The 23,590-nt window shown below is 64.5% G+C and carries 20 protein-coding genes and 1 pseudogene; 13 read left to right on the top strand and 8 right to left on the bottom strand.

The window, feature by feature from the left end:
- Positions 1-638 precede the first annotated feature (638 nt).
- From A5775_RS18780 to A5775_RS26315, 4 genes are all read left to right on the top strand, one after another.
- Complete coding sequence (locus A5775_RS18780; protein WP_067255671.1) at positions 639-1,379, top strand: TnsA-like heteromeric transposase endonuclease subunit; 741 nt, start codon at positions 639-641, stop codon at positions 1,377-1,379.
- Positions 1,380-1,501: 122 nt separating this feature from the next.
- Positions 1,502-3,460, top strand: coding sequence for a Mu transposase C-terminal domain-containing protein (locus A5775_RS18775; RefSeq protein WP_067255893.1), 1,959 nt, complete (start codon positions 1,502-1,504; stop codon positions 3,458-3,460).
- Positions 3,448-4,473, top strand: a complete 1,026-nt coding sequence (locus A5775_RS18770) for an ATP-binding protein (protein ID WP_067255668.1) — start codon at positions 3,448-3,450, stop codon at positions 4,471-4,473. The genes A5775_RS18775 and A5775_RS18770 overlap by 13 nt, the downstream gene beginning before the upstream one ends.
- Positions 4,463-5,332: a TniQ family protein gene (locus A5775_RS26315; RefSeq protein ID WP_082953083.1), complete on the top strand. Its 870-nt coding sequence runs from the start codon at positions 4,463-4,465 to the stop codon at positions 5,330-5,332. The genes A5775_RS18770 and A5775_RS26315 overlap by 11 nt, the downstream gene beginning before the upstream one ends.
- On the opposite strand, the pseudogene A5775_RS25055 reads toward A5775_RS26315, so the two are convergent.
- Together A5775_RS25055 and A5775_RS18760 are read right to left on the bottom strand one after the other, a co-directional pair.
- A pseudogene (locus A5775_RS25055) lies at positions 5,321-5,500 on the bottom strand (IS256 family transposase); the annotation flags it as partial. The gene A5775_RS26315 and the pseudogene A5775_RS25055 sit on opposite strands and share 12 nt — an antisense overlap.
- Before the next feature lie 77 nt (positions 5,501-5,577).
- On the bottom strand, positions 5,578-6,321 hold the full coding sequence (locus tag A5775_RS18760) for a TetR/AcrR family transcriptional regulator (RefSeq protein ID WP_067255664.1): 744 nt from the start codon (positions 6,319-6,321) through the stop codon (positions 5,578-5,580).
- Positions 6,322-6,536: 215 nt separating this feature from the next.
- Here A5775_RS18760 and A5775_RS18755 point away from each other — a divergent pair, with 215 nt between their 5' ends.
- Positions 6,537-6,971 (top strand): DUF6188 family protein, encoded by a 435-nt coding sequence (locus tag A5775_RS18755; RefSeq protein ID WP_041317922.1) that lies wholly within the window; start codon positions 6,537-6,539, stop codon positions 6,969-6,971.
- Positions 6,972-7,082: 111 nt separating this feature from the next.
- A complete protein-coding gene (locus A5775_RS18750) occupies positions 7,083-10,169 on the top strand; it encodes an RND family transporter (protein WP_194074202.1) in 3,087 nt (1,028 codons plus the stop codon).
- A 434-nt stretch (positions 10,170-10,603) separates the two neighbouring features.
- Here the strand turns inward: A5775_RS18750 and arsM are convergent, their stop codons facing one another.
- The gene (gene arsM, locus A5775_RS18745) at positions 10,604-11,398 is read right to left on the bottom strand and encodes an arsenite methyltransferase (RefSeq protein WP_067255661.1); all 795 of its coding nucleotides are present in this window, start codon (positions 11,396-11,398) and stop codon (positions 10,604-10,606) included.
- 86 nt (positions 11,399-11,484) lie between these two features.
- On the opposite strand from arsM, the gene A5775_RS18740 reads away from it, so the two are divergent.
- The gene (locus A5775_RS18740) at positions 11,485-11,865 is read left to right on the top strand and encodes a helix-turn-helix transcriptional regulator (protein ID WP_067255658.1); all 381 of its coding nucleotides are present in this window, start codon (positions 11,485-11,487) and stop codon (positions 11,863-11,865) included.
- A gap of 378 nt (positions 11,866-12,243) precedes the next feature.
- Here A5775_RS18740 and A5775_RS18735 read toward each other — a convergent pair whose 3' ends face one another.
- The 3 genes from A5775_RS18735 to A5775_RS18725 form a co-directional block, all read right to left on the bottom strand.
- Entirely contained in the window at positions 12,244-12,474 is a 231-nt protein-coding gene (locus tag A5775_RS18735; RefSeq protein ID WP_156660770.1) for a DUF6400 family protein, read from the bottom strand.
- Positions 12,475-12,821: 347 nt separating this feature from the next.
- A complete protein-coding gene (locus A5775_RS18730; protein ID WP_067255888.1) occupies positions 12,822-13,649 on the bottom strand; it encodes an acyl-CoA thioesterase II in 828 nt (275 codons plus the stop codon).
- A 25-nt stretch (positions 13,650-13,674) separates the two neighbouring features.
- Positions 13,675-14,682: a GTP-binding protein gene (locus tag A5775_RS18725; RefSeq protein WP_067255653.1), complete on the bottom strand. Its 1,008-nt coding sequence runs from the start codon at positions 14,680-14,682 to the stop codon at positions 13,675-13,677.
- Positions 14,683-14,831: 149 nt separating this feature from the next.
- Here A5775_RS18725 and A5775_RS18720 point away from each other — a divergent pair, with 149 nt between their 5' ends.
- From A5775_RS18720 to A5775_RS18695, 6 genes are all read left to right on the top strand, one after another.
- Positions 14,832-15,461, top strand: a complete 630-nt coding sequence (locus A5775_RS18720) for a TetR/AcrR family transcriptional regulator (protein WP_067255651.1) — start codon at positions 14,832-14,834, stop codon at positions 15,459-15,461.
- 39 nt (positions 15,462-15,500) lie between these two features.
- Positions 15,501-16,172 (top strand): enoyl-CoA hydratase/isomerase family protein, encoded by a 672-nt coding sequence (locus A5775_RS18715; RefSeq protein ID WP_067255649.1) that lies wholly within the window; start codon positions 15,501-15,503, stop codon positions 16,170-16,172.
- Positions 16,173-16,297: 125 nt separating this feature from the next.
- Entirely contained in the window at positions 16,298-17,224 is a 927-nt protein-coding gene (locus A5775_RS18710) for an alpha/beta hydrolase (RefSeq protein WP_067255647.1), read from the top strand.
- 166 nt (positions 17,225-17,390) lie between these two features.
- Positions 17,391-17,999: a TetR family transcriptional regulator gene (locus A5775_RS18705; RefSeq protein ID WP_067255645.1), complete on the top strand. Its 609-nt coding sequence runs from the start codon at positions 17,391-17,393 to the stop codon at positions 17,997-17,999.
- Positions 18,000-18,296: 297 nt separating this feature from the next.
- Entirely contained in the window at positions 18,297-18,731 is a 435-nt protein-coding gene (locus A5775_RS18700) for an MmpS family transport accessory protein (protein WP_197512724.1), read from the top strand.
- Positions 18,728-21,625, top strand: a complete 2,898-nt coding sequence (locus A5775_RS18695; protein WP_067255640.1) for an RND family transporter — start codon at positions 18,728-18,730, stop codon at positions 21,623-21,625. Before A5775_RS18700 ends, A5775_RS18695 begins: the two co-directional genes overlap by 4 nt.
- A 70-nt stretch (positions 21,626-21,695) precedes the next feature.
- On the opposite strand, the gene A5775_RS18690 is transcribed toward A5775_RS18695, so the two are convergent.
- Positions 21,696-22,478, bottom strand: a complete 783-nt coding sequence (locus A5775_RS18690) for an SDR family oxidoreductase (RefSeq protein WP_067255638.1) — start codon at positions 22,476-22,478, stop codon at positions 21,696-21,698.
- A gap of 114 nt (positions 22,479-22,592) precedes the next feature.
- Complete coding sequence (locus A5775_RS18685) at positions 22,593-23,522, bottom strand: TIGR03564 family F420-dependent LLM class oxidoreductase (RefSeq protein WP_197512722.1); 930 nt, start codon at positions 23,520-23,522, stop codon at positions 22,593-22,595.
- Between the last annotated feature and the right edge of the window lie 68 nt (positions 23,523-23,590).

Below are 23,590 nucleotides of genomic sequence, written 5' to 3'. Positions count from 1 at the left end.
GGTGTGTGAATATCGAAGGTCCATCGCGAACGAGTGTTCGTCGGCGCGTGTCGCGGCGGCCGGACCAGACGGAGGCCCTATGCGCTTGGCGAATCTGTCGTAAAGCATTGGTGTCGAAGCGATTTAGCCAAATCGACTCCAAACGTCGGGCGAGGGTCACTCGGAACGTCCGTGATTCATCAGATGAAAACGGCGTACTTTATTTGACATAATGTTGCTTATCGGCAAACGCTTCACCGAGGTGCAGTAGATGAAAGCGCTCGCACCCCTTGACGATTGGGTGCTTCACAGCGCTGCCGTCGGCGCCTATGCGAGCAGCCACTGGCCTCCACAGAACGCACAGAACAGATCGCGGCGGTTGAGGGCCGGCGCGTCGACCGGACCAACGTTCAGCGCCAAGCCGATCCCAACTGCACTTGATCCATAGACCCGCCAATCGACCACCCGTCCCCGCTCCTGCCGCACCACCGGTAAAACGTCACTGTGACGAATTGCCCTGGCCCGCAAGGGCTATCGGAACATCACTTCCACCGCGGCGTGGATGTCCGTTGACATCCGACGTTGGGTATTGCCGCCGCATCTGGGGTATCGGCGTGTCTTTGTCAATCTATTTGAGGCACGGCCGGTACCGTTGTTTGGTGCGCACGTCGCCGGCAGCGCTGTGGCCCCGGGTCAACGGTGGTGTTGAGCTTGAACTCAACTCCACCGGAGGTTACTCGCGCTTGCCGCTAGCCGAGTGCGCCGCGGTGGCCTTTGATTTGGACTGCTCACCTATCCGCGGATTCCCGTCGTTTCGTGGACAGAGCAATTATCCAGGGCTGTGGTGGTTTTCGAAGACTCGTGAGCACATCGGCTATGAGTCATGGGTGGAGCGCGACCATTTGATGGCGCTGGATGCCGATCCCGCGGTCATTGGCGTTGCTTCGCAGCCGTTCCGACTGCATTGGGGTGATGGCAGGCACCACGTGCCAGACTACTTCGTACGTTTGTCCGACGGATCCGCGAGGGTTCTCGACGTGCGCAGCGATAACCGAATATCGGAAGCTGATGCTGAGTTATTCGATCGATCGGATCAGGCGTGCCGTTCGCTCGGATGGACCTATCGGCGTGTCGGCGAGGCAGATCCGGTGGTGACGGCGAACCTGAGGTGGCTGTCCGGGTATCGACATCCACGGGTTTACCGCCCGGCGGTCGCCGCGGCGTTGCAAGCGGCCTTCGACTCGGCGCGGCCACTGATGGCCGGTGTGAGATCGGTCGGCGAAGCGATCATGGTGCTGCCGGTGCTGTTCCACCTGTTGTGGCATGGACAGCTGGGCGTGGACCTTTGCGGGGCCGTCTTGGCCGAGGATTCGATCGTCGGCCCCGCTTTGTCGCGATGACGGGTATGCGTTCAGGCGTCATCCGTGAAGGCGATGAAATCCGTTTATCCGATGGAGTGTTCACGATTGCCACACTTTCCGGTGGCGCGGCCAGGCTGACTGATGCGGTCGGCGGGCAGTCGGTGGTACCCCTGTCTCGGCTGCTGGGTGACCCGACGTTGGAGTTGGTGTCGGGGTCGCGGCCCGCGCTGTGCTCTGAGGAAGCCTTGGCCGGTGTGCCGGAGGCTGCAGCTGAGCGTGCCCGCTGGTGGGAGCGGCACTTGATCGAGGTGTTGACGGGTCGACGGGTTGACGCCGAGGCAGGGAGGCGGCCGCGACCCGAGTTCGATCCGACGTCGTGTTCGCTGCGGCAGCGCGAGCTGGCGAAGCTCGCCGAGCTGCAGTCGGCCGGCCACGAGATCAGCTTGAACACGTTGCAGCGGCAACGCTATGCCTACGAACGAGACGGCCTGTTGGGCGTTGTCGATCGTCGTCACATTCCCCGCCGGCCGGTGTTTGGCCGGGTTGACGAGCGGCTGGTGGCCGCGCTGCGGCAAGCCATCGATGAGGAGACCGACCTGTCGACCGGGACGGTGAGTCGCTTGCAGCGGCGAGTGACAAAATCGTTGGTGGCTCAATACGGCGCGCAGGACGCTCCGGCGCTGCCCTCGCAGCGCACTTTCTATCGCCTGGTGAAGAGGTTGTCGGCGGGCCGGCACACGTTCGGCTCGGCACGCACCCGCCGTTCGCTGGCCAAACAGCCAGATGGCCCGTTCGGTGTGCTGACGGTGGCACGGCCCGGTGAGATGGTCGAGATTGATTCGACTCCACTGGATGTGCGGGTGGTCCTCGATGACGGCACGGTGGACCGGGTCGAGCTGACCGGCATGGTTGACGACGCGACCCGCTCGATTCCGGCCGCGGTGTTGCGGCCCACGACCAAAGGGGTCGACGCGGCGCTGCTGCTGGCCCGGGCGTTGACGCCGGAGTCGATGCGGCCGGGGTGGTCGGATGCGCTGCGAATGTCGCGATCGGTGCTGCCGCATCGCTGTTTGACCGGCGTGGATCAGCGGTTGGCTGATGCGGCCGCCCGGCCGGTGATCGCCCCGGAGACCGTCGTGTGCGACCACGGGAAGGCATATCTGTCGCAAACGTTTCGGCAAGCGTGTTGCACGCTGGGGATCAACCTGCAGCCCGCCCATCCGGATACGCCGACCGACAAACCCAAGATCGAGCGGACGCTGCAGTCGGTGGCCACCTTGTTCGCCCAGCATGTCGCCGGATATGTCGGCTCCAGCGTCGAGCGGCGCGGCAAGAACGCCGAACAGGATGCGGTGTGGTCGATCGTGGAGCTGCAGGCACTGCTGGACGAGTGGATCGTCGCGGTGTGGCAGAACCGGCCCCACGACGGGCTGCGTGACCCCGTCACGCCGGGCAAGGCGCTGACGCCGAACGAGAAGTACGCCGCATTGGTTGAAGTCACCGGCTATGTTCCGGTCCCGCTGTCGGCCGACGATTACATCGAGTTGCTGCCGTCGTGCTGGCGGCGCATCAATTCCTACGGGATTCGGGTCAACAACCGCACCTACGACGCCAAGGCACTCAACCCCTACCGCCGCCAGCACTCGGGGGTGGAATCCAAGAAGGGCCGGTGGGAAGTGCGCTACGACCCCTACGACGTGTCGCGGATCTGGGTGCGCAACCATCACGACGAGGGCTGGCTGGCCGTGACCTGGACGCATTTGCGCACCCGCCCGGCGCCGTTCGGCGAATCGGTATGGCAGCACGCGCGCACCGTGCTGGCCCAACGCGGGCAGGATCAGGCGACCGAATCCGAGATCGCCCGCGCGGCCGATGAACTGCTTGACCGGGCCGCGCAAGGCCCCGCATCCTCCGCACAGGAATCGAAGGATCGCCGGGTGGCGGGTCGAACGCGAGCGACCGCGGCGCCGGCGTGGCCCCGCCCGGACGCCGCCGAACCCTTCGCCGAGGCGGACCCGCCGCCAGGCGGTGATGAGGACGCCGAGGACACCGAGATCGCGCAGGTCATTCCACTTCCGGTGTTCGATGCACGCAAGGAGGCTGAGTCGTGGCGGTTGTGAACACGTTTGCCCCGGTGAGTCAACTCGAGGACCGGCGCCAACCCACTACCACGCTGGAGGGTTGGCGCCGTTTCGTTGATGCGGATCCGCCCGAGTTCACTCTGTTGCCCGATGCGCAGTGGAGCGCCCTGTCGGAGATCGAGCGGACCAATTACAACGAAGCCCGGGTAGCGCATCACAGTGAGCTGGTCGTGGTCACCACATCGGCGATCCAGCGCATCACCAACGAGGGTCGGCTGCTGACCCTGCTCAACCAACGCGAGATCGGCGCCCGGCGCGGGCTGATCATTTCCGGGGCAGCCGCAACCGGGAAGACTACCGCGGTCAAACAACTCGGCCGGTTTCACGAACTGCGTATCCGGACACGATTCGCCGACAAGTCCCGGATCCCGGTGGTGTATGTGACCGCACCGCCGAAAGGCTCGCCACGCAAACTCGCGATGGAGTTCGCACGATTTCTGGGCCTTCCGCCGATGCAACCGCGGGTGAATGTCACTGACATCGCCGACGCCGTCTGTCAGGTCCTCATCGACACCCGCACCGACATCGTGATCGTCGACGAGATCCACAACCTCAACCTCGATACCCGCGCCGGCGAGGAACTTTCCGATCACCTGAAGTACTTCACCGAACACCTGCCAGCCACCTTCATCTACGCCGGCATCGACGTCGAACGCTCCGGTGTCTTCACCGGCACCCGCGGACGACAGCTCGCCGGCCGATGCGGTGTGATCAACACCAGCCCGTTTCCTTTCGCCGGTGAATGGAAGTCGCTGGTGGCCGCGATGGAAGGCACCCTACGCCTGCACGGTCACACCGCGGGAACGCTTGTCGCCGAGGCCAAGTACCTGCACCAACGCACCGGCGGCATGATCGGAAGCCTGGCGCACCTGATCCGTTCGGCGGCTATCCGTAGCATGCTCGATGAAACCGAGAGTGTTACCAAAGATCTGATGGACACGGTGCTAATCGACTACGCGGCCCAAACATCGGCACAGCGTCATGCCAGCTGAGATAGCTACCCGACCGACATGGCCTCGGGGCCCTGCCATGCGATTGCCCCGAACTGTCACACCGTTTCACGCCGAGACGGTCCAGTCCTACCTTGATCGCCTCGCGCACGCCAACCACCTAGACCCCAGACAGCTGCGCCGCTACCTGGCCGACGGTCCAGCGATTTGTTGTCCCCGGCCGGACTGGCTGGCAAACGCCAGCAGCCACCCATTGGTCACTCTGCAGACCCGGCTAATAGGGTTGGTCGGCCGCGACCGCGACACCACCCGACAACGCCGCCACGCCCGACCCGCGTGCCGGCTGTGCATGGCACGCCGCGGTGTCTACGAGCCCGTCTACTGCTGGTTCCCCGACCACGCCACCGTCTGCCACCGGCACCGTCGCTGGATCGGTCCGGGCACCCACACCCTCGACGATCAACGCGATCTGCGCTGCGCGCCTGCCGTGATCGCCGCCGCTCAGCGCCATGCGCGACTGCATCACCGTCACAACGACATGCTGGACTTCGCGGTTAGGGACGCCACTCGGATCCACCGCCGGTGGTCGGGCTGGACAAGCCGGTTCACACTGTCGTCCGCGAACGCCGACATCGACGCCTACATCGCTACGTACCCCGATTTGATCGCGTTGGCCGGAATCTTGGCGGATGCTCGTCGCCAGATTTGGAACACCGCGGTAGCAACACCGGCCCGAGCCCACGCCGTCGATGCGGTCTACGCCAGCGTTGGCCGCCAATTTCCCCAACACCGTGACCAGAACCAGCCCATCGAACACTGGATCGACGATCAGCAACTCAGTGCCACACGCATTAGCAGGCCCGGTTCCCAAGGCAGGGAACGAGCCCGCAGCGTTGAGTAACCCGTCCGGGCCGGTGAGTGCCACCCCGGCATCTCGGGCCTGGCGCACCAGTTCGCGGGCGACTTCCAGCTCGTCGACCTCACGATTTTGGGGGGCTTCGATCGCCGCGGTAGCGGCCTGTTCTTCACTGTTCTGCGATGGCTCCACAGCCACGACAGTCTCGGTCATTCTAGCGACCTTTCCGCCCCCGACACACCGGGGGCCGTCAGGCCCACTTACACCGTTACCGCGACAGTCCCCGCGCGTCAGCCACGGCCAGCGCGGGTGTCCGTTCTCGTTTGACCTGAGGCACTATTTGCTGCCTGACCTGCGGTGAAAATATCGCCGGCCTGTGTGGTTGCGGGTTCGCTGTCGTTGTGACGGTGGGCGGCGAGGAAGTCGTCGACGATGCGTGTGCAGTCGTGGGCAGCCATGGTGCGCAGGCCGGTCATTCGCGCGAAGGCGAATGGCCCGATGAGTTGGCACAGTACGAGTTCGACGTCGAAGTCGCCGAGTTCGGCGCGGGCTTCGGTGCTTTGCAGGATGGCGTCGAAGGGTTGTCGGTATTGGTCAATGACTCGTGCGCGTAGCGCCCTGGGGGCGTGCTCACCGCTGGTGTGATCGGTGGTTGCGGTGGGGCCCAGGGCGAGCCAGGCCAGCGCGGTGACGTGCAGCGGAGCGTCGGCGAATAAGGCGGCCTGGCGGGTGAGCAGTTCGATGAGCCGTTCGCGCAGCGTTCCACTGGCCGGTGCGGGCGGGGTGACTTGAGGTAGCAGCCGCTCGAAGGTCGCTGCGAGCAACTGCGACGAGTTGTTGAAATGGCGGTAGAGGGTGGTGCGAGCCACCTTGGAGGCTTTGGTGACCGCATCGATGGTGACGGCCTCAATGCCGCCGCTGGTGAGCAGTGCGGCCGCTGCGTCCAGTAGGCGATTGCGGGATCGGATCCGGCGGGGGTCGATGTTGTCATCGTCGTTGCCGTCGTCGTGGCCGAACTCCAGCCGGCTGCTCACCCTGGCTCACCTCGCTGCTTCTGCGTTTTTGGCCGGCGTTGCGCGCTTAGGCCGACGGTTATGGCACTAACGGTAGCGCAGCGAAACGGTTCGTAGTGGGAGCGCCGTAGTGTCCGTTCGGCCTCCGTGGCTCGCAGTTACCGCTACTACTAGTAGCGGAGCGCTACTAGTAGTACTATTTGTGCATCACCCGAGGATGTGCCGACGGAGGCGCCATGTACCCCCAATGGATTCAAGCGTGCGTTGTGCAACGCGTGTCGCTGCGTGATGGGCTGGTGTTGGACTTCGATGACTGCAATGAGGTGGTCATTTACCGCCCGCTGCGGCTTACGCTGCCCGCCGTCGGTGACTTTCCGGTCGAGGCAGTGTTCATCGATCCCGGCCGGGTCGCGACTCATGAGCGCCCACTGCTGGATCTCGCCGGCGCGGTGTGTACGCAGGCATGGTGCGGCGATGGTGGTGGGCTGCACCTTGGATTTTCCAGCGGACACCGCATCGATGTTGACGCCCACCCGCAGGTCACCGCCTGGGAGTTGTACGGCAGGCACCACGGCTACATGGCGTGCCTGCCGCATGGGCGGGTCCGGGTGGTCCGCTATGACATCCCCGAGGCCGACGACGCCGAGGTAGATCTCGCCGCACGTCGTTAATGGTCTATTCCGCGCTGCGTCGCGCGTGCGCCGCTGAATAGCGCATGTATCGACCGATGTGGTACTGCGAGTAGCGTAGCGATATCGATAGTTTCGTTTGATGGAGGTGTGGTGGCCGACGGCGATCGGGACTTCTCGGGTACCACGGCGACACTGCTGAAGCGCAATGGTCGTTCGACCCCTACGGCCGATTCCAGCGAGTACAGCGCGCGGTTGGCGGCGCTGGCTGGGTTCACGGTGCGGCACAAGGCGCTGGTGATGGGGGCATGGGTCGGCGTTGCGGTGGTGCTGGCGCTGTTGTTTCCCCAGTTGGAGACGGTGGTGCGGCAGCAGTCGGTGAACCTGCTCCCGCGCGATGTGCCGTCGTTTCAAACGGTGGACCGCATGAGCGCGGCGTTCGGCGAACAGGGTTCCAAAACGATGGTGTTCGTCGCGATGGAAGACCCCGCCGGGTTGACCCCCGCGGCGCGGCAGCACTACGACCAGCTGGTGGCGCGGCTGCGCGCCGACACCGATCACGTCTTGCTGGTTGAAGACCTGCTGGCCGACCCGGTCACCGCGGCCCACGCGGTCAGCCACGACCACCAGGCTTGGTATCTGCCGGTGGGCGTGGCCGGCACGCTGGGTGATCCCACCGCGGCCGCCTCCGTGCAGGCGGTGCGCGACATCGCCGCTGGGGTGTTCGCCGGCACGTCGACCACGGCGTATGTGACGGGGCCGCCGGCGACGTTCAGTGACATGATCGCTTCTGCCGAGCACGACCTGCTGCTGATTTCGATCGCGACTGCAGGTCTGATCGCGCTGATCCTGCTGATCGTGTACCGGTCGGTGTTCACCGCGCTGCTGCCGCTGCTGGTGATCGGGGTGAGCCTGGCCGTCGGGCGCGGTGCGCTGTCCGCACTGGGCGAGATGGGTATGCCTGTGTCGCAGTTCACCGTGGCGTTTATGACCGCGATCCTGCTGGGCGCGGGCACCGATTACACGGTGTTTTTGATCAGCCGCTATCACGAGCAGCGCCGCGCGCAGGTGCCCGCCGATCAGGCCGTTATCCACGCTACAGCCAGCATCGGCCGGGTGATCCTGGCCTCGGCGGCCACCGTCGCGTTCGCGTTTTTGGCGATGGTCTTCGCCCGCCTGAGTGTGTTCGCCGCGCTCGGCCCGGCGTGCGCGGTCGCGGTGCTCGTCGGATTCGCAGCCACGGTCACGCTGCTGCCGCCGGTGCTGGCGCTGGCCGCCAAACGCGGTATCGGCGAACCAAAATCCGATCGCACCCGCCGGTACTGGAACAGCGTCGCCGTCGCGGTGGTCCGGCGCCCCGGCCGGTTGCTGATCACCAGCCTGGTCATCCTGCTGGCTCTGGCAGGAGTCGCGGCGACGATGAAAATCAGCTACGACGACCGCAAAGGCCAGCCCACCAGCACCGCCAGCAACCAGGGCTACCAGCTGCTGGACCGCCACTTCGGCAAAGATATCGTCATCCCCGAATTCCTGGTCGTGGAAAGCCCCACCGACATGCGCACCGGTAAGGGGCTGGCCGACCTCGACGAAATGGCCTCCCGCATCTCCCAGATTCCCGGCGTCAAAAAAGTTTCCGGGGTCACCCGGCCCACCGGAGAGCGCCTCGAGCAGGCCCAACTCTCGTGGCAGAACGGCCAGATCGGCGACAAGTTGGCTGGCGCCGTCGCCGACGGCAACGAACGCAAGGACGATCTCGCCAGGCTCACCGACGGCGCCGACCAACTCGCCGGCGGGCTCGCTCAGCTTGACACCACCCTGCGCAGCGCTTTGACACCACTGACCGGGATACTGGCTCAAGCTCAGTCCGCCGGCACTCAGGTTCAGCGGTTCCAGCCTTTGCTGCAACAGCTTTCAGCCACCGCCCCGGCCGTCGACCAAGCCATCCAATCCGGCCCCGGGCTGCGGCCCCTGGCCGAACAAGCCCAAAACGCCATCGCCATCCTCGACCCCCTCGTCGGCGCCCTCAACACCTCCCCGTGGTGCGCCACCACACCGCAGTGCGCCCAAATCCGCGATCAAGTTCAGATTCTGGTGAGCTTGCGCGACAGCGGATTCTTCACCGAGGTCGCCGACCTCGGCGACCACTACAACCCCGACACTAATGCCACCGTGGCCGGCACCCTCGCCAATGTCCAAACCGCGGTCACCGCCTTGGACAAGGCCTTCGGAGCCCTCGGTGATCCCGCCGACCTGGCCGGCAACATCAGTCGACTCCAAGACGGCATCAGCCAACTCGCCGCGGGCGCCCAAGCACTGGCGACCGGCGTGCACACGCTGGTCGACAGCAACATCGAACTGCTGTCCGGGATGAACCAGATCGCCACCCAACTGCAGAACTCCGCTCGCGCCAGCGCCTCCTCGGACTCCGCCAGCGGCTTCTACCTGCCCGCCAATGTCTTTGAGAACCGCCGATTCGCCGATGTAGCGAAACAATTCCTGTCAGCCGACGGCAAAACCGCACGCTTTGCCATCGAATCGACCCCCGACCCCTACAGTGGCGCAGCAATCCGCCTGGCACACGAGATCGTCGACGTTGCCAACGCGGCGCGCCCCAACACCTCACTGGCCGACGCCACCGTCTCGGTTGCCGGGTTCCCCGCCGTCAACTCCGACATCCAGCGATTGCTGCGGGCGGACTTCGCCCAACTGGCCATCGCCACCCTGCTCATTGTCGGGCTCATCCTGGTGATGTTGCTGCGCGCCATAGTGGCCCCGTTGTACCTGCTGGGCACCGTCGTGTTGAACTACTTGGCCTCACTAGGCATCGGCGTTCTGATATTCCAATGGGGCCTCGGATACGAAATCGCCTGGCCGGTACCGCTGTTGGCGTTCATCATCCTGGTAGCAGTCGGCGCCGACTACAACATGCTGCTCGTCTCACGGCTGCGCGAAGAATCCGGACGCAATATCCGCGTCGGCGTACTACGCACCGTCGCCAACACCGGCTCCGTCATCACCTCAGCCGGCCTGATCTTCGCCGCCAGCATGTTCGGCCTCACCACCGGCTCGATAGCCATCATGATCCAGGCCGGGCTCATCATCGGCTGCGGACTACTCCTCGACACCTTCCTGGTGCGCACCCTTACCGTCCCCGCCATCGCCACACTGCTGCGCGAAGCCAGCTGGTGGCCCAACGTGCGGCACCGCCATCGCGGCCGGCGGGCCGCACTGAGTTGCTGATCGTAGATCCACTGGTGGATTGACCATGCATGGTCAGGGCGTTTCGGGAACCGGTGAGCGAGGCTGACGTGGACTGTGTCGACGGCGCGAGCGCGGGCCGGGGTTTCTGGCGGCCGCTTCAGGCCCCAGCCGGAACCAAGCAGTGTCCGCTGATGGCTGACAAACCCCGGCCGCGCGCTGGACAGGCGCGTCCGAATCCTCCCGCACCTGCCCCACAGGCGACCCCTCTCCAGAGACAACTGATACCCCACCAAGCTCCCTTGCTGCCACGAAAGTCGACTTACCCCAGATTAAATGGCAAACCATCCGTTGCCGGTTGTCACTTGATCTGAGGCACCGCAGGTCAAGCGGCCATGGGTGCCTCAGATCAAATGACAACGGACAGTGGATCGGTCAATGGGCCTGGAGTCGCTCGCATTCGGCTCCGTGCCGGTTTAGCCGCTGACCGATGTTGCGGGTTTGGTGGCGCGGATGATCGCGCCGTGCATGCCGTCGGCAACCTCGTGCGTGAAGGCCACGGAGGCATCGACGAATCCGGCTGCGGTCAGGCCGTCGAGGTATTCCTGGTTGGACAGGGCTCCGGCGATGCAGCCGACGTGAGACCCGCGTTCGGCCCGTTGCACGGCGGTAAGGTGATCCTCGGCGACGACGTCGGAAATCCCGATCCGCCCGCCGGGCACCAGAACCCGAAACATCTCGGCGAGCACGGCCGACTTGTCGGCCGACAGGTTGATCACGCAGTTGGAGATCACCACGTCGACAACTGCGTCGGGCAGCGGGATGTCCTCGATGGTGCCCTTGCGGAATTCGACGTTGGTGACACCGGCTTTGGCCTTGTTCGCCTCGGCCAGGGCAAGCATCTCATCGGTCATGTCAACGCCGTAAGCGAATCCGGTCGGACCGACCCGGCGGGCCGAGAGCAGCACGTCGATGCCCCCGCCGGAGCCCAGGTCCAGGACGCGTTCGCCGAGGTGCAGGTCGGCGACCGCGGTCGGGTTGCCGCACCCCAGGCTGGCCGCAACGGCTTCGGCGGGCAGCTCAGAGTGCTCGTCGTCACCGTAGAGACCGGCGCCGAAGATGGTGCCGACGTCGACCGAATCGCTCGACCCGCAGCAGCTCGCCGCGGTGAGCACATCGCTGTTGGTCGCGCCGCTGCTGATCGCGGTGGCAGCCGCCCCGTAGCTGGCACGAACCTGATCCCGCAGCTGGCCATCCGTAGTCTCGGCCATTCCGATACTCCTCTCATCGACAGATGTCTATGGGACATAGCATGCACGATCCATCGATGACTGTCAATGTGTGCCATACTGGGTTCATGCCTACGACGATCCCGACCTCAGCGCAATCCGATGGATCGCTACTTGTGGCCGATCTCGAGGCGTGCTGTCGCCCCATCGCCGATACGGTGCTGGATTCAGCGGCCGCCGAGCGGCTGGCCGCCATACTCAAGGCGCTGGGTGAGCCGACCCGACTGCGGCTGGTGTCGTTGATAGCCGGCCATGACGGCGCCGAAGCATGCGTCTGCGACCTGACCAGCCCGGTCGGTTTGTCCCAACCGACCGTGTCACACCACCTCAAGATCCTGGTCGAGGCCGGCCTACTAGAACGAACCCAACGCGGCAAATGGGCCTACTACCGGCTAGTGCCGGCCACCCTGGATGCACTCGCCGGCGTATTTGCTCGCGCCGGCCGATAACGGACGGCTCGTGGCTGGCCACCAGGGTGTTACATGCCCGCGCCGTCCCCGGACACCCCGACTCCCTCCCCCCACCTATCGCCGACAATACGTCACTGTGACGAATATTGTTGCAGCGCAAGGATATTAGAATACGGTGTGGGTCGGTGTCAGTTCTGTTTGTGTCCCCACCGCGTGGGGCGCGTGCGGCGATGCGTGTCGGTCGACCAGAGATGGCCGCAATCCGAGCACTGCAGGTGAACCAGCGTGCCCTTGTTGCTCAGCAGATACTGCCAGTGCGTATCGCAGTTGCGACTGCTTCGGCAATCGCCACATATGGCCCGGTGATCGCAGCGCGGGCACGGTAGCCATGCGCGGCGACCGCGGTCGGCGGTCGGATCAATCGGCAGCACGAGCACCGGTCCGTTCGGGCAGAACGCCGGCGCGCACCAACGCGTCATAGACCCGCTGCTGCTCGTCATCGAGATTCGAGTACAGCAGGTCGTAGGCCTTCTGCTCCTCGCTCAGGACGGCGACGGGGTCCCAGTCGTCACCGATCGCTTCAAGCACAGCGCTACGTCTGCGCGCCTCATCGAGGGTCAGGTCATAGGCAAAGTCAAGGTCGGCCATCGCGCTCCCAGCCATTAGATATGCAAAACGAACGGTCAGGATGACCCGATTGCCGTTGGTCGGGCCATGACCTAGGTCACTGTTCCCGGTTGACGTTCGTCACACTTGGCGCCGGCACCCACAGCACTGACACTCCGACGAGCGCGGGATGACAGACAGGGCGACGACGCGCGTCGCCGGTCTGCCGTATGCCTGAACCGGTCCGTGGAACCCCCGATCCCCCTCCCCGCCCATCGCCGGTAATACGTCACTGTGACGAATAACCTTGCGGCGCACGGTTATTGATAACACAGCGACGCGTCGATGATTGCCCGTCTAGCCCATGCGCCCCTGAGGCGGCTGCGGTTTCAGGATGTGTGTGGCGGAAAGTACATCTCTTGTTTCACCGTGCACACCAGTTCGCCGTTGCGGTTGAACATCGCCCCGCTCGCCAGCGCCAGCGACCCAGCGCTACTCGGCGACGACCGGTCGTAGAGAAGCCAATCCGACAACGCTGCCGGAGCATGGAACCACACCGAATGATCACGCTGTGCCGACGTCCCAACACCGCCGCGTGCCGCATACGCCGGCTCGGTCAACGTCACCGCCGACAGGTAGGCGACCAGGCTGGCGGTCAGCACTGGGTCATCGGGAACCTGTCCATCGGGGCGCCACCACATCCGCGACCGTGCGGGCGGAGGGGCCTCGGTGTCGATGATCCGGCGCTCGAACCAGCGCAGGCTCGCCCACCGCCCTTGGGCGCTCTCGTCGGACTCCGCCAGGTGCGGCGCAACCCAGGGCAGGGACTCTGGGCTGGGAGCCTGTTGCATAGGTGGCTGGTAGATCACCTGAGCGGGTGCGGAATCGGCGACTTTGAACGACGACATCGCTTCCATCAGAATCTTGCCGTCTTGGCGTGCGGTGACCCGTCGCGCCGAAAATGTCCGGCCTTCTTGGAGGTCGACAACTTCGAAGTCCACCGGCCGACGCGAGTCGCCAGGCCGCAGGAAGTACGTGTGAACGCTGTGCGGTGCTCGACCCGGCGCCGTGTGGCTTGCCGCCAATAAAGCCTGAGCCGAGATATGCCCGCCGAGAATGTGATTGGCGGGCGCCGGCAGCTGCTGCCCGACGAAGAGGCACTGGCCGACCCTCTCGAGCTCCAAGGTGGCGAGCACATCGCCGAGCGAAGATGACATCACGACGTATCTTGCCGGATCATGCTCACGCGCTGAGCCGACGGTACCGCTGAAGCCGCCGTGATGCCTGTGCCGACGCCGGCCCCGACGCGGGCAGCAGCGCGTTGTCGAGTCGCGCGCGTACGGCGGGAACATCGAGATGCATGCCGATTGCCACGAGAGAATTGGCCAGCGCCCCCGGTGGCGCCTTCGCGATGTGGATCGCGCTACCCACCAGGTTGACGACATATTCGTGGACGGTCGTGCGGTTCCGCACAGCCACGATGCCTTTCAACCTGAACACGTGCGGCGGCGGCTGTTCGAGGAGGTCGAACAGCGCATCGGGGTCGACACAACCCGCGCTGCTCACGGTGACGGCATCGGCGTGGACGTGTTCATGGTCGTGCTCGGGGGCCAGGTCCAGAAACGAAAGCTGCCCAGCCTGTTGGGAGTTGGCGGACGGATCGAAGAGTAGCTCTGGATCTATCCGGCCGCCGGTTGTGCCGACGACATGTATGCGCGGGTTGCATTGGGCGGCTCGCTGTGTGACCCGTTGCACCACGGCCGGGCGTTCCGTCTCGGCCACCTGATCAAGCTTGTTGACCACGATCAGCGACGCCGCGCCGTAGCGCACCGGCGGTAGTGTGCCGCGGTCGACGGTGTCGAAGTGGTTCACCGCATCGACGACATCGACCAGCCCACCCAACCGGACCCCGCGTATCTCACTGAAGCCGATGATCCGCGCGATCGCCGCCGGGTCGGCCAGGCCGCTGGCCTCGACGACGATCGCATCGAGGCGCCTCGCCGGGTCGGCGAGTCTGATGAGTGCGTCATCGAGCCCACCGCCGTCGGGCAGGCAGCAGATGCAACCTCCGGCGATCGAGGCCGGCTCGTCGACTTGGCCGGCCACCAGGCCAGCGTCGATGTTGATGTCGCCGAAGTCGTTGACCACCACACCGATTCGTGTGCCGGGATGGCGTAACAGGTGGTTGAGCAGCGTCGTCTTGCCGGCGCCGAGATGACCGGTGAGCGCGATGACAGGGATCGCAGCCAAAGCCTTACCCTTCCGCATCGACGTCCGGACAACCGATGCTAACCGGCGCAGCACCACGGTCTGACCCTGGCCCGCGGCCCGCCTTAATCGATAAGCGGCCATCAGGAAAGGCACGATTAATAGAGCAGATGCTCTGTTATAGTGATCGCGTGCCACGCCCGCGCATGCATGATCCCGACGCCGTGCTCGACGCCGTCGAGGACCTGGTGGCGCGGTCGGGCGCAAGCGCGGTGACCATCCGGGCGATCGGCGCGGCGGTAGGTGTCTCCAACGGCGCTGTGTACCACACGTTCACATCGCGGGGTGGCCTGATGGGCCAGGCGTGGTTGCGGGCGGGCCGGCGTTTTCTGGCGGTACAGACTGCGCTGGTCGACAACGCCGCGGCCGGTAGCGACCCAGGCGGCCCCATCGAAGCTGTGGTGGCCGCTGCCGACGCGCCGGTCGTGTTCACTGAGCAATATCCCGGCTCATCAACGCTCCTCTTGCGTGTGCGCCGCGAGGAAGTCCTCGCCGACGACATTCCTGACGATGTTGCCGATGAACTGCGCCGCCTCGACAAACTCCTTGTCGCACTGATGGTCCGACTTGCTATCGCGGTGTGGGACCGCAAAGACGCAGCCGCGGTGGACGCAATAACCAGCTGTGTCGTCGACCTGCCCACCGCACTGCTGCTCCGCCGAGATCGCCTCGGAAGCACCACGGCACGCGCGCACCTGCACGCGGCCGTGCGCGCCGTGCTCGGTGTCGGGCCTCCCCCTCTGCGGCAACGACGCGGCTGACCAATCTTAGGAAATACGAGTGGAATTCAGAGGAAAGACATGACTGTGAAATTGGACTACGACGACAAAATCGCCATCATCCGCCTGGGGGAAGATGAGAACCGTTTCTCCCCCGCCTTTCTGGATGACCTTGAGGATGCGCTTGACCAAGCCATCTCAGACGGCGCCCAGGGGATGGTCACCACCGCCGGCGGAAAGTTCTACTCCAACGGACTGGATTTGGAATGGCTGAGCGCCCACACCGATCAGGCTCAGTGGTACATCAACCGCGTACACCGACTGCTGGCGCACATGCTGACGCTGCCGATCCCCACGGCCGCCGCCGTGGTCGGTCACGCGTTCGGTGCCGGGGCGATGCTGGCCGTCGCGCATGACTTCCGCGTGATGCGCGCCGATCGCGGATACTTCTGCTTTCCCGAGGTCGACATCCGCATCCCGTTCAACCCCGGCATGGCCGCGCTCATCCAATCCAAACTCACTCCTCGCGCGGCAGTCGCCTCGATGACTACCGGCCGACGCTTCAGCGGTCCTGATGCAGAACAATTCGGCATCGTCGACGTCGCCTGCCCGGCGGACGCCGTCACCGACACCGCCGTCGCCGAACTTCGCCCGTTGCAGGGCAAAGATCCGGGCACGCTCGGCGCGATAAAAACGACCATGTTCGGTCACGTCGTGCGCGCACTAACCGACCACGAAGCCGGTACGCCCTGAAACGGACTGTGCCGCTTGCCCAATGCGCTGACCAACGCGCACACCGTTCAAATTCTACTCATCGACACTACGTCCGTCCTGTATGGTCGGCATGTCTGCCGGCGCAAGGGAACAGAGGGCATTCGATGGCGAAAAGGCTCCCCGACAACGCCTTCACGTCGCCCCACGTCTTGGATCCCGGTCTTCGCAAGGTGGCCCGATTCGTGCCTCGCGGCTACGCCTTGCATCGCGGCCTGAAGCTGCAACGCGCCCTTATGAACCTGATGGGCAACGCCGGCCGCATCCGCACCGTGCCAGTCGCCGCGGTCAACGAGCACGTCAGCGTCCGTCTGCATCGTCCCGCCGGGCTTCCCGACCACGCCCCCGCACTGCTGTGGATCCACGGCGGCGGCACCATCATGGGCCACGCCGCACAGGACGATAAGTACCTGCGCCAGCTGTCTCAGCGCACCGGGGTAGCGATTGCGGCGGTGGAACACAGGTTGGCGCCCGAACACCCCTACCCGATACCGGTCGAGGATTGTTATGCGGCCCTGCTCTGGTTGGCGCGCCAGCCGTGGGTCGACCCAGATCGAGTCGCCGTCGGCGGGGCCAGCGCCGGTGGGCATTTCGCGGCCGCGGTGACGCAGCGGGCGCACGACCGCGGCGACGTCACGATCGCTTTCCAAATGCTGGTGTATCCGATGCTTGACGATCGCACCGGCGCCAGGCGCGACGGTCCCAGACGGATCATGTGGACCGAGTCCGACAACCAATTGGCGTGGCAGTGGTACCTCAACGGTGCCGATCCGGAACAGGCGGCGCCGGCTCGACGAAAGGATTTGTCGGGCTTGCCGCCCGCCTGGATCGGCGTCGGAACGCTAGACCTCTTTTACGCGGAGAGTCTGGAGTACGCGCGGCGCCTGCGGGAGTCGGGCGTTCCCGTGCAGGAGGAGATTGTCCCAGGGGCATTTCACGCGTTCGACCAGATTGCGGACAAAGCGGCGATATCGGCGAAGTTCTTCGACAGTCAATGCGACTATCTGCGGGGCGCGCTCACGCCCAGCGGCTGACTCGCCCGAGCCCGGCGCTTCCCCGTCCGTAGCTGATCGAATGATATTGTGCGACAACGGTTATGGTACGACCTGCCGAAGCTTTAGAGCACCACCCCATCGTCCTCCCCATCGCCAACCTGACACCTTTGACTGCAAACTGTGCACAACGTGCAACTATATGGGTATGGCCAATCCCCTAGGGCTACGCGAGCGCCGTCGGCGCCAGACGAGCGCGGACATCCGCGACGCCGCCGTGCGCCTCACGCTGGAACGGGGATTCGACAAGGTCACGGTCGACGAGATCTGCGCCGAAGCCGGGGTCTCGACCCGCACGTTCTTCAACTACTTCCCCAACAAGGAGTCCGCGCTCGCCTACGGCCCCTCAGACATACCCGCCGAGCTGGCAGAGGATTTTGTCGCCGCCGGCCCCGCCCCCTACTCGGTCGTCCTGGCGGAGCTGATCACCCTGGCGGCACACCACCTGCGCGATGTGCCCCCTCGGCGCGAACACGCAGCTCACATGCTCGAACTCGCCAAAACGTCCCCTGCCGTCTTGGCGGCGTTCCTCGCCGATCTGGAGCGATTCCAGAATCAGTTGACCGACATCATCGTCCGCCGCCAGGCGATGCAGCCCGGTGACGAGATGGCCGCGCTGATTTCCGCTCTGGCGCTGACGGCGGTGCGGTCCGGCCTGGAACGCTGGGCAAGGGGCGACGCGAGTGAAACCGCCGACACGCCGATGCCCTATGTTGAGCGAGCCGCCGCGCTGGTGAACAGCATTTTCACGAAGTGAGCTGAAACACCAACAGCAAATGTTGCATACACTGCAAGATATGCACATCATGTACTATGCGCTGGTGGCGATACCCGGGGAGGCTTGAGCAACAAGGTAAGCCGGGTGTCGGTGCCGGGGACGTCAGCAGTGGGGATGGGCAACTTTCACCGCGTTTGACGGTCTTGTGCGCGCGAAATAGGAATCGACGTAATTCGTTGTTGATCGGTGCGACTTGTGGGCACTCACCTGTCCGCGACCCAGTCGCGCAAACGCTGATCCGCGTCACGTCCGCGTGATGAGGAAGGGATCACCTAGGTGCAAATATCGAGACTTGTGCGCAACGCCTGGCTGCCTCTGTTGATCGTGGCGGTTGTCCTGGTCGGCGGGTTTGCCGTTGTCCGGGTCAAGTCGTTCTTCGGCGCGCATGACACGGGCGTCATGACGAGCCCGCGGCTCGATGATTCCAAGCCGTTCAAGCCCAAGGTCGTCAAATACGAAGTCTTCGGCTCGGCCACCCAAGCCAACGTGAACTACTTGGATTTGTCCGCCGACCCAAGGCGGGTCGACGGCGCGCCACTGCCGTGGACGCTGGTGCTGTCCACCACCGCGCCTTCGGTCTTCCCGAATCTCTCGGCGCAAAGCGACGGCAACGCCCTCGGTTGCCGCATCACCATCGATGACGAAGTCAAGGACGAAAACTTCACCCACGGCGTACACGCCCTGACCTTCTGCATGGTGAAATCCGCATGAGCACAACGTTCAACGACGCCCGTACTGACACCATCCCCGTCGTCGACGAACCCGTGCGGGACAAGATCCCCCGGCTCATCCGGACGTTCGCCATCCCGATCATCCTGGGCTGGATCGCGATCATCGCGGTGCTCAACGTCGCCGTCCCCCAGCTGGACGAGGTCGGCAAGATGCGCTCGGTGTCGATGGCGCCCGACGATGCGCAATCCGTGGTTGCGACCAAACGCATGGGTGCGGTGTTCAACGAGTACAAGTCCAACAGCTCGGTGATGATCGTCCTCGAAGGACAGAATCCGCTGGGCGCCGATGCACACACCTACTACGACAAGATCGTCAACAAGCTCAACGCCGACACCAAACACGTTGAACACGTTCAGGATATGTGGAGTGATCCACTGACCGGTGCGGGTGCGCAGAGCAACGACGGCAAGGCCACCTACGTCCAGGTCTACCTGGCCGGCAACCAGGGTGAGGCCCTGGCCAACGAGTCGGTGGAATCCGTCCAGAACATCGTCAAAAGTGTGCCCACGCCCAAGGGGGTGAAGGCCTACGTCACCGGTCCCGCGGCGTTGTCAGCGGATCAGCACATGGCCGGCGACCGCAGCATGCAGCTCATCACGGCGGCCACCTTCACGGTGATCATCGCGATGCTGCTATTGGTCTATCGGTCGATCGTCACCGTGTTGCTCACGCTGGTGATGGTGGTGCTCGAGCTGTCGGCCGCGCGCGGGATAGTCGCGTTCCTGGGCTATTTCAACATCATCGGGCTCTCGACGTTCGCCACGAGCTTGTTGGTCACGTTGGCGATCGCGGCAGCCACCGACTACGCGATCTTTTTGATAGGCCGATATCAGGAAGCCCGTTCTATTGGCGAATCGCGAGAAGATGCGTACTACACCATGTACAAGGGCACCGCGCACGTGGTGCTCGGGTCGGGCTTGACCATCGCCGGCGCGACATTCTGCCTGCACTTCACCAACTTGCCCTATTTCCAAACGCTGGGTATCCCGTTGGCCATCGGCATGGTGGTCGTGGTCGCGGCGGCCCTGACCCTGGGTCCCGCCGTCATCTCGGTGGCGGTGCGTTTCCGTAAGACGCTCGAACCCAGGCGGACGCAACGAATTCGCGGGTGGCGCAAGGTTGGTGCGCTCGTCGTCCGGTGGCCCGGCCCGGTACTGGTCGTCACCATCGGAGTGGCACTCGTGGGCTTGCTGACCCTGCCCGGGTACCGCACCAACTACAACGACCGCAACTACCTACCGGCGGACCTGCCCGCCAACGAGGGTTATGCGGCCGCGGATCGGCACTTCTCGCAGGCGCGGATGAATCCCGAGGTGCTGATGATCGAAAGCGACCACGATCTGCGCAACTCGGCGGACTTTTTGGTGATCGACAAAATCGCCAAGACGGTCTTCCGGGTTCCGGGGATCGGGCGCGTGCAGGCCATCACCCGGCCGCAGGGCACGCCGATCGAGCACACCTCGATCCCCTTCCAGATCAGCATGCAGGGCGTCAGCCAGCAGATGAACCAGAAGTATCAGGAAGATCAGATGGCCGACATGCTGCATCAGGCCGACATGATGCAGACGACCATCGAGAGCATGGAAAAGATGTCCAGCATCACCGTGCAGATGTCCAACGACATGCATCAGATGGTCAAAAAGATGCATGACATGACCATCGACATCAACGAATTGCGCGACCACATGGCCGATTTCGAGGACTTCTTCCGGCCGGTCCGCAGCTACCTCTACTGGGAAAAGCACTGCTATGACATCCCGGTGTGCTGGTCGCTTCGGTCGGTCTTCGACGGCCTCGACGGCATCGACACAATGACCGATGACATCGAGAGCCTGCTACCGATCATGGATCATCTCGACACGCTGATGCCCCAGATGGTGGCGTTGATGCCTTCCATGATCGAAAACATGAAGGCCATGAAAACCACGATGCTGACCATGTATTCGACCCAGAAGGGTCTGCAGGACCAGCAGAAAGAGGCGCAGAAGAACTCCAGCGCGATGGGTAAGGCGTTCGACGCCTCCAAGAACGACGACTCCTTCTACCTGCCCCCGGAGACCTTCAACAACAAAGAGTTCAAGAAGGGCATGAAGAATTTCATCTCCCCCGATGGCCACGCCGTGCGCTTCATCATCAGCCATGACGGCGATCCGATGTCGCAGGAAGGCATTTCGCACATCGGCGCCATCAAGAAGGCCGCCTACGAGGCGTTGAAGGGTACGCCGCTGGAGGGCTCGAAGATCTACCTCGCCGGCACCGCGTCGATCTACAAGGACCTCGGCGACGGCAACACCTACGACCTGTTGATCGCCGGAATCGCTTCGCTGTGCCTGATTTTCATCATCATGCTGATCATCACGCGCGGTGTGGTGGCGTCGGCGGTCATCGTCGGCACCGTCTTGCTCTCACTCGGCGCGTCCTTCGGGCTTTCGGTGCTGATCTGGCAGCACCTCATCGGTATCGAGCTGCACTGGATGGTGCTGGCGATGTCGGTGATCATCCTGTTGGCCGTGGGCGCCGACTACAACCTGCTGCTCGTGGCGCGGTTCAAGGAGGAGATTCACGCCGGCTTGAACACCGGCATCATCCGGTCGATGGGCGGCACCGGCTCGGTGGTGACATCAGCCGGGTTGGTCTTCGCCTTCACGATGATGACGATGGCGGTCAGCGAGTTGACGGTCATCGGCCAGGTGGGTACCACCATCGGTCTGGGTCTGCTGTTCGACACCCTGATCGTGCGGTCGCTGATGACGCCATCCATTGCCGCGCTGCTGGGCAAGTGGTTCTGGTGGCCGCAACGCGTGCGTCAACGCCCGGTCCCCTCACCGTGGCCCCAACCCGCCAAAGAGCGCGAAGTACTGGCGGACGCCTGAACCGCGAACGTGCAACTGCCGACGGTCCCACTCGGGAACTGCGTCGGCAGTTGCACTTTCGCGGCAAGGACTAGGTGACCCAATCCGGCTGCGCGTCGGTCTCGACGTTGGAGAAGTCCTTGTGCCCCAGGCCGGCGGTGGTGCCGCGGTCGACGACGAACTCCGAGCCGGTGGAGTAGCTGGACTCGTCGCTGGCCAGATAGACCACGAGGTTGGAGACTTCCACGGGCTGGGCGGCCCGGCCCAGCGCCGACTGGAAGATGTCGTCGGGGACCCAGTCGGTCATCGGCGTCTTGATCAGCCCGGGGTGAATGGAGTTCACCCGAATTCCGCTCGGCCCCAGTTCCAATGCGGCCGACTTCGTGAGCCCTCGCACCGCGAATTTAGTTGCGGTGTAGCCGTGGCAAGCGATGGTGCCGGCCATCCCCTCGATCGAGGAGATGTTGATGATCGATCCCCGTCCCGCTTCCTTCATGGGTTTGACCACGGCACGGATGCCGAGGAACACCCCGGTCAGATTGATGTCGAGGATGCGCTGCCACTCCGAGAGCGCGTAGTCCTCCAGGGTGCCGATGTTGATGATGCCCGCGTTGTTGACCAGCACGTCGATGCGGCCGAACTCGCTTAGGGCAGTCGCCACCGCCGCATCCCAGTCCTCGGGCTTGGTCACGTCGAGGTGCAGGTAACGGACCGCGTCACCGACGTCGGCCGCGACCGCCTTGCCCTCGTCGTCGAGGATGTCACCGAACACCACGTTGGCTCCCTCGGCCACCAGCGACCGTACGTGCGATGCGCCCATCCCCCGGGCGCCACCGCTGATGAGGGCGACCTTCCCCGCCAACCGTTCTGCCACTGCGATTCTCCTGTCGTCTGAGTTCGTCTATGCACCATACGTACCGGAGGCTATGTATGGCCATAGCCAAATGGGCACGAACACACCAGGAATAGGCCGGGTGATTCCGCCGGATCAGGAGCCGTAAGTCCGCAGCAGCGCCCGCGTGCGCGCCCGGCCCTCCGGGGACGGATCGAATGCCGCGGCGACGTACTCGTCGACACCGGCGGCGCGCAGTTCGTCGAGACGTCCGCGGACGGTGTCCTCGTCGCCGATGATGGCGGCATCTTGCGGCCCCGCGTAGCCCTCGCGGTCGAGCATCGCGCGGTAGGACGGCAGCTGGCCGTAGATGGCAAACTGTTCGGCCGCCTGCTTGCGGGCGGCGTCGACGTCGTCCGTGACGCTGACGGGTAGCGACGCGGCAACACGCACCCCGTCCTCGCGGCCGGCGTCAGCGGCAGCCTGCCGCAGCGTCGGGCCGACGTGCTCGGCCAGCGTCTTGGGTCCGGTCATCCAGGTGCAGGTGCCCGACGTGCGCCGCCCGGCGATCTTGAGCAGCTGCGGACCCAGGGCTGCGATGTACACGTCGGGCCGCGGCGCCCCGGAGATCATCAGCGCACCGCGGGTGGTCACCGTCTCCCCCGCCGTGGCCGCGGGCTCACCCGCCAGCAGAGGCAACAACCCGTCGAGGTACTCGTTCAGCCTGCGCACCGGCTTGTCCCACGGGATGCCCCACATCCCCTCGGTGACCGCCTGATGGGTCATGCCGAGCCCCAGCGTGAACCGTCCCCCCGAGGCCAGGCTCAACGTGAGGGCGCGCTGCGCCATGAGCATCGGATGCAGATTCTGGATCGGCACGACACCACTGGCCACCTCGATTGTGTCGACCTCGTGCAACGCGATGGCCAGGACCGTGAGAAGGTCTGGCTCATAAGGCAATTGGCTCATCCACACCCGCGTGAAGCCCTCGTCGCGCAGCATCTCGAGGTTGGCGATCGTCGCGTCGATCGGCGATTGACTGCCCGATCCGGTGAGCTGCCCGAACATAGATACCTGCATGACCATCACGCTACTTCAGGTCGCCCCCGGGAAGGTCATCGCCATCCGCCCGGGCGTTCCCAACCAACTCTCGA

It is taken from the genome of Mycobacterium sp. 852002-10029_SCH5224772 (assembly GCF_001667315.1).
Taxonomy (GTDB): domain Bacteria; phylum Actinomycetota; class Actinomycetes; order Mycobacteriales; family Mycobacteriaceae; genus Mycobacterium.
The sequence above is the reverse complement of the archived record's forward strand: the minus strand, read 5'-3'. Positions and strand labels throughout refer to the sequence as shown.

Excerpts from the sequence above, each read along its gene's own strand:
- A5775_RS26315 (WP_082953083.1), top strand. The coding sequence starts at position 4,463 with ATGCCAGCTGAGATAGCTACCCGACCGACATGGCCTCGGGGCCCTGCC.
- A5775_RS18755 (WP_041317922.1), top strand. The coding sequence starts at position 6,537 with ATGTACCCCCAATGGATTCAAGCGTGCGTTGTGCAACGCGTGTCGCTG.
- arsM (WP_067255661.1), bottom strand. The coding sequence starts at position 11,398 with ATGGCCGAGACTACGGATGGCCAGCTGCGGGATCAGGTTCGTGCCAGC.
- A5775_RS18740 (WP_067255658.1), top strand. The coding sequence starts at position 11,485 with ATGCCTACGACGATCCCGACCTCAGCGCAATCCGATGGATCGCTACTT.
- A5775_RS18735 (WP_156660770.1), bottom strand. The coding sequence starts at position 12,474 with ATGGCCGACCTTGACTTTGCCTATGACCTGACCCTCGATGAGGCGCGC.
- A5775_RS18730 (WP_067255888.1), bottom strand. The coding sequence starts at position 13,649 with ATGTCATCTTCGCTCGGCGATGTGCTCGCCACCTTGGAGCTCGAGAGG.
- A5775_RS18715 (WP_067255649.1), top strand. The coding sequence starts at position 15,501 with ATGACTGTGAAATTGGACTACGACGACAAAATCGCCATCATCCGCCTG.
- A5775_RS18710 (WP_067255647.1), top strand. The coding sequence starts at position 16,298 with ATGGCGAAAAGGCTCCCCGACAACGCCTTCACGTCGCCCCACGTCTTG.
- A5775_RS18705 (WP_067255645.1), top strand. The coding sequence starts at position 17,391 with ATGGCCAATCCCCTAGGGCTACGCGAGCGCCGTCGGCGCCAGACGAGC.
- A5775_RS18695 (WP_067255640.1), top strand. The coding sequence starts at position 18,728 with ATGAGCACAACGTTCAACGACGCCCGTACTGACACCATCCCCGTCGTC.
- A5775_RS18685 (WP_197512722.1), bottom strand. The coding sequence starts at position 23,522 with ATGGTCATGCAGGTATCTATGTTCGGGCAGCTCACCGGATCGGGCAGT.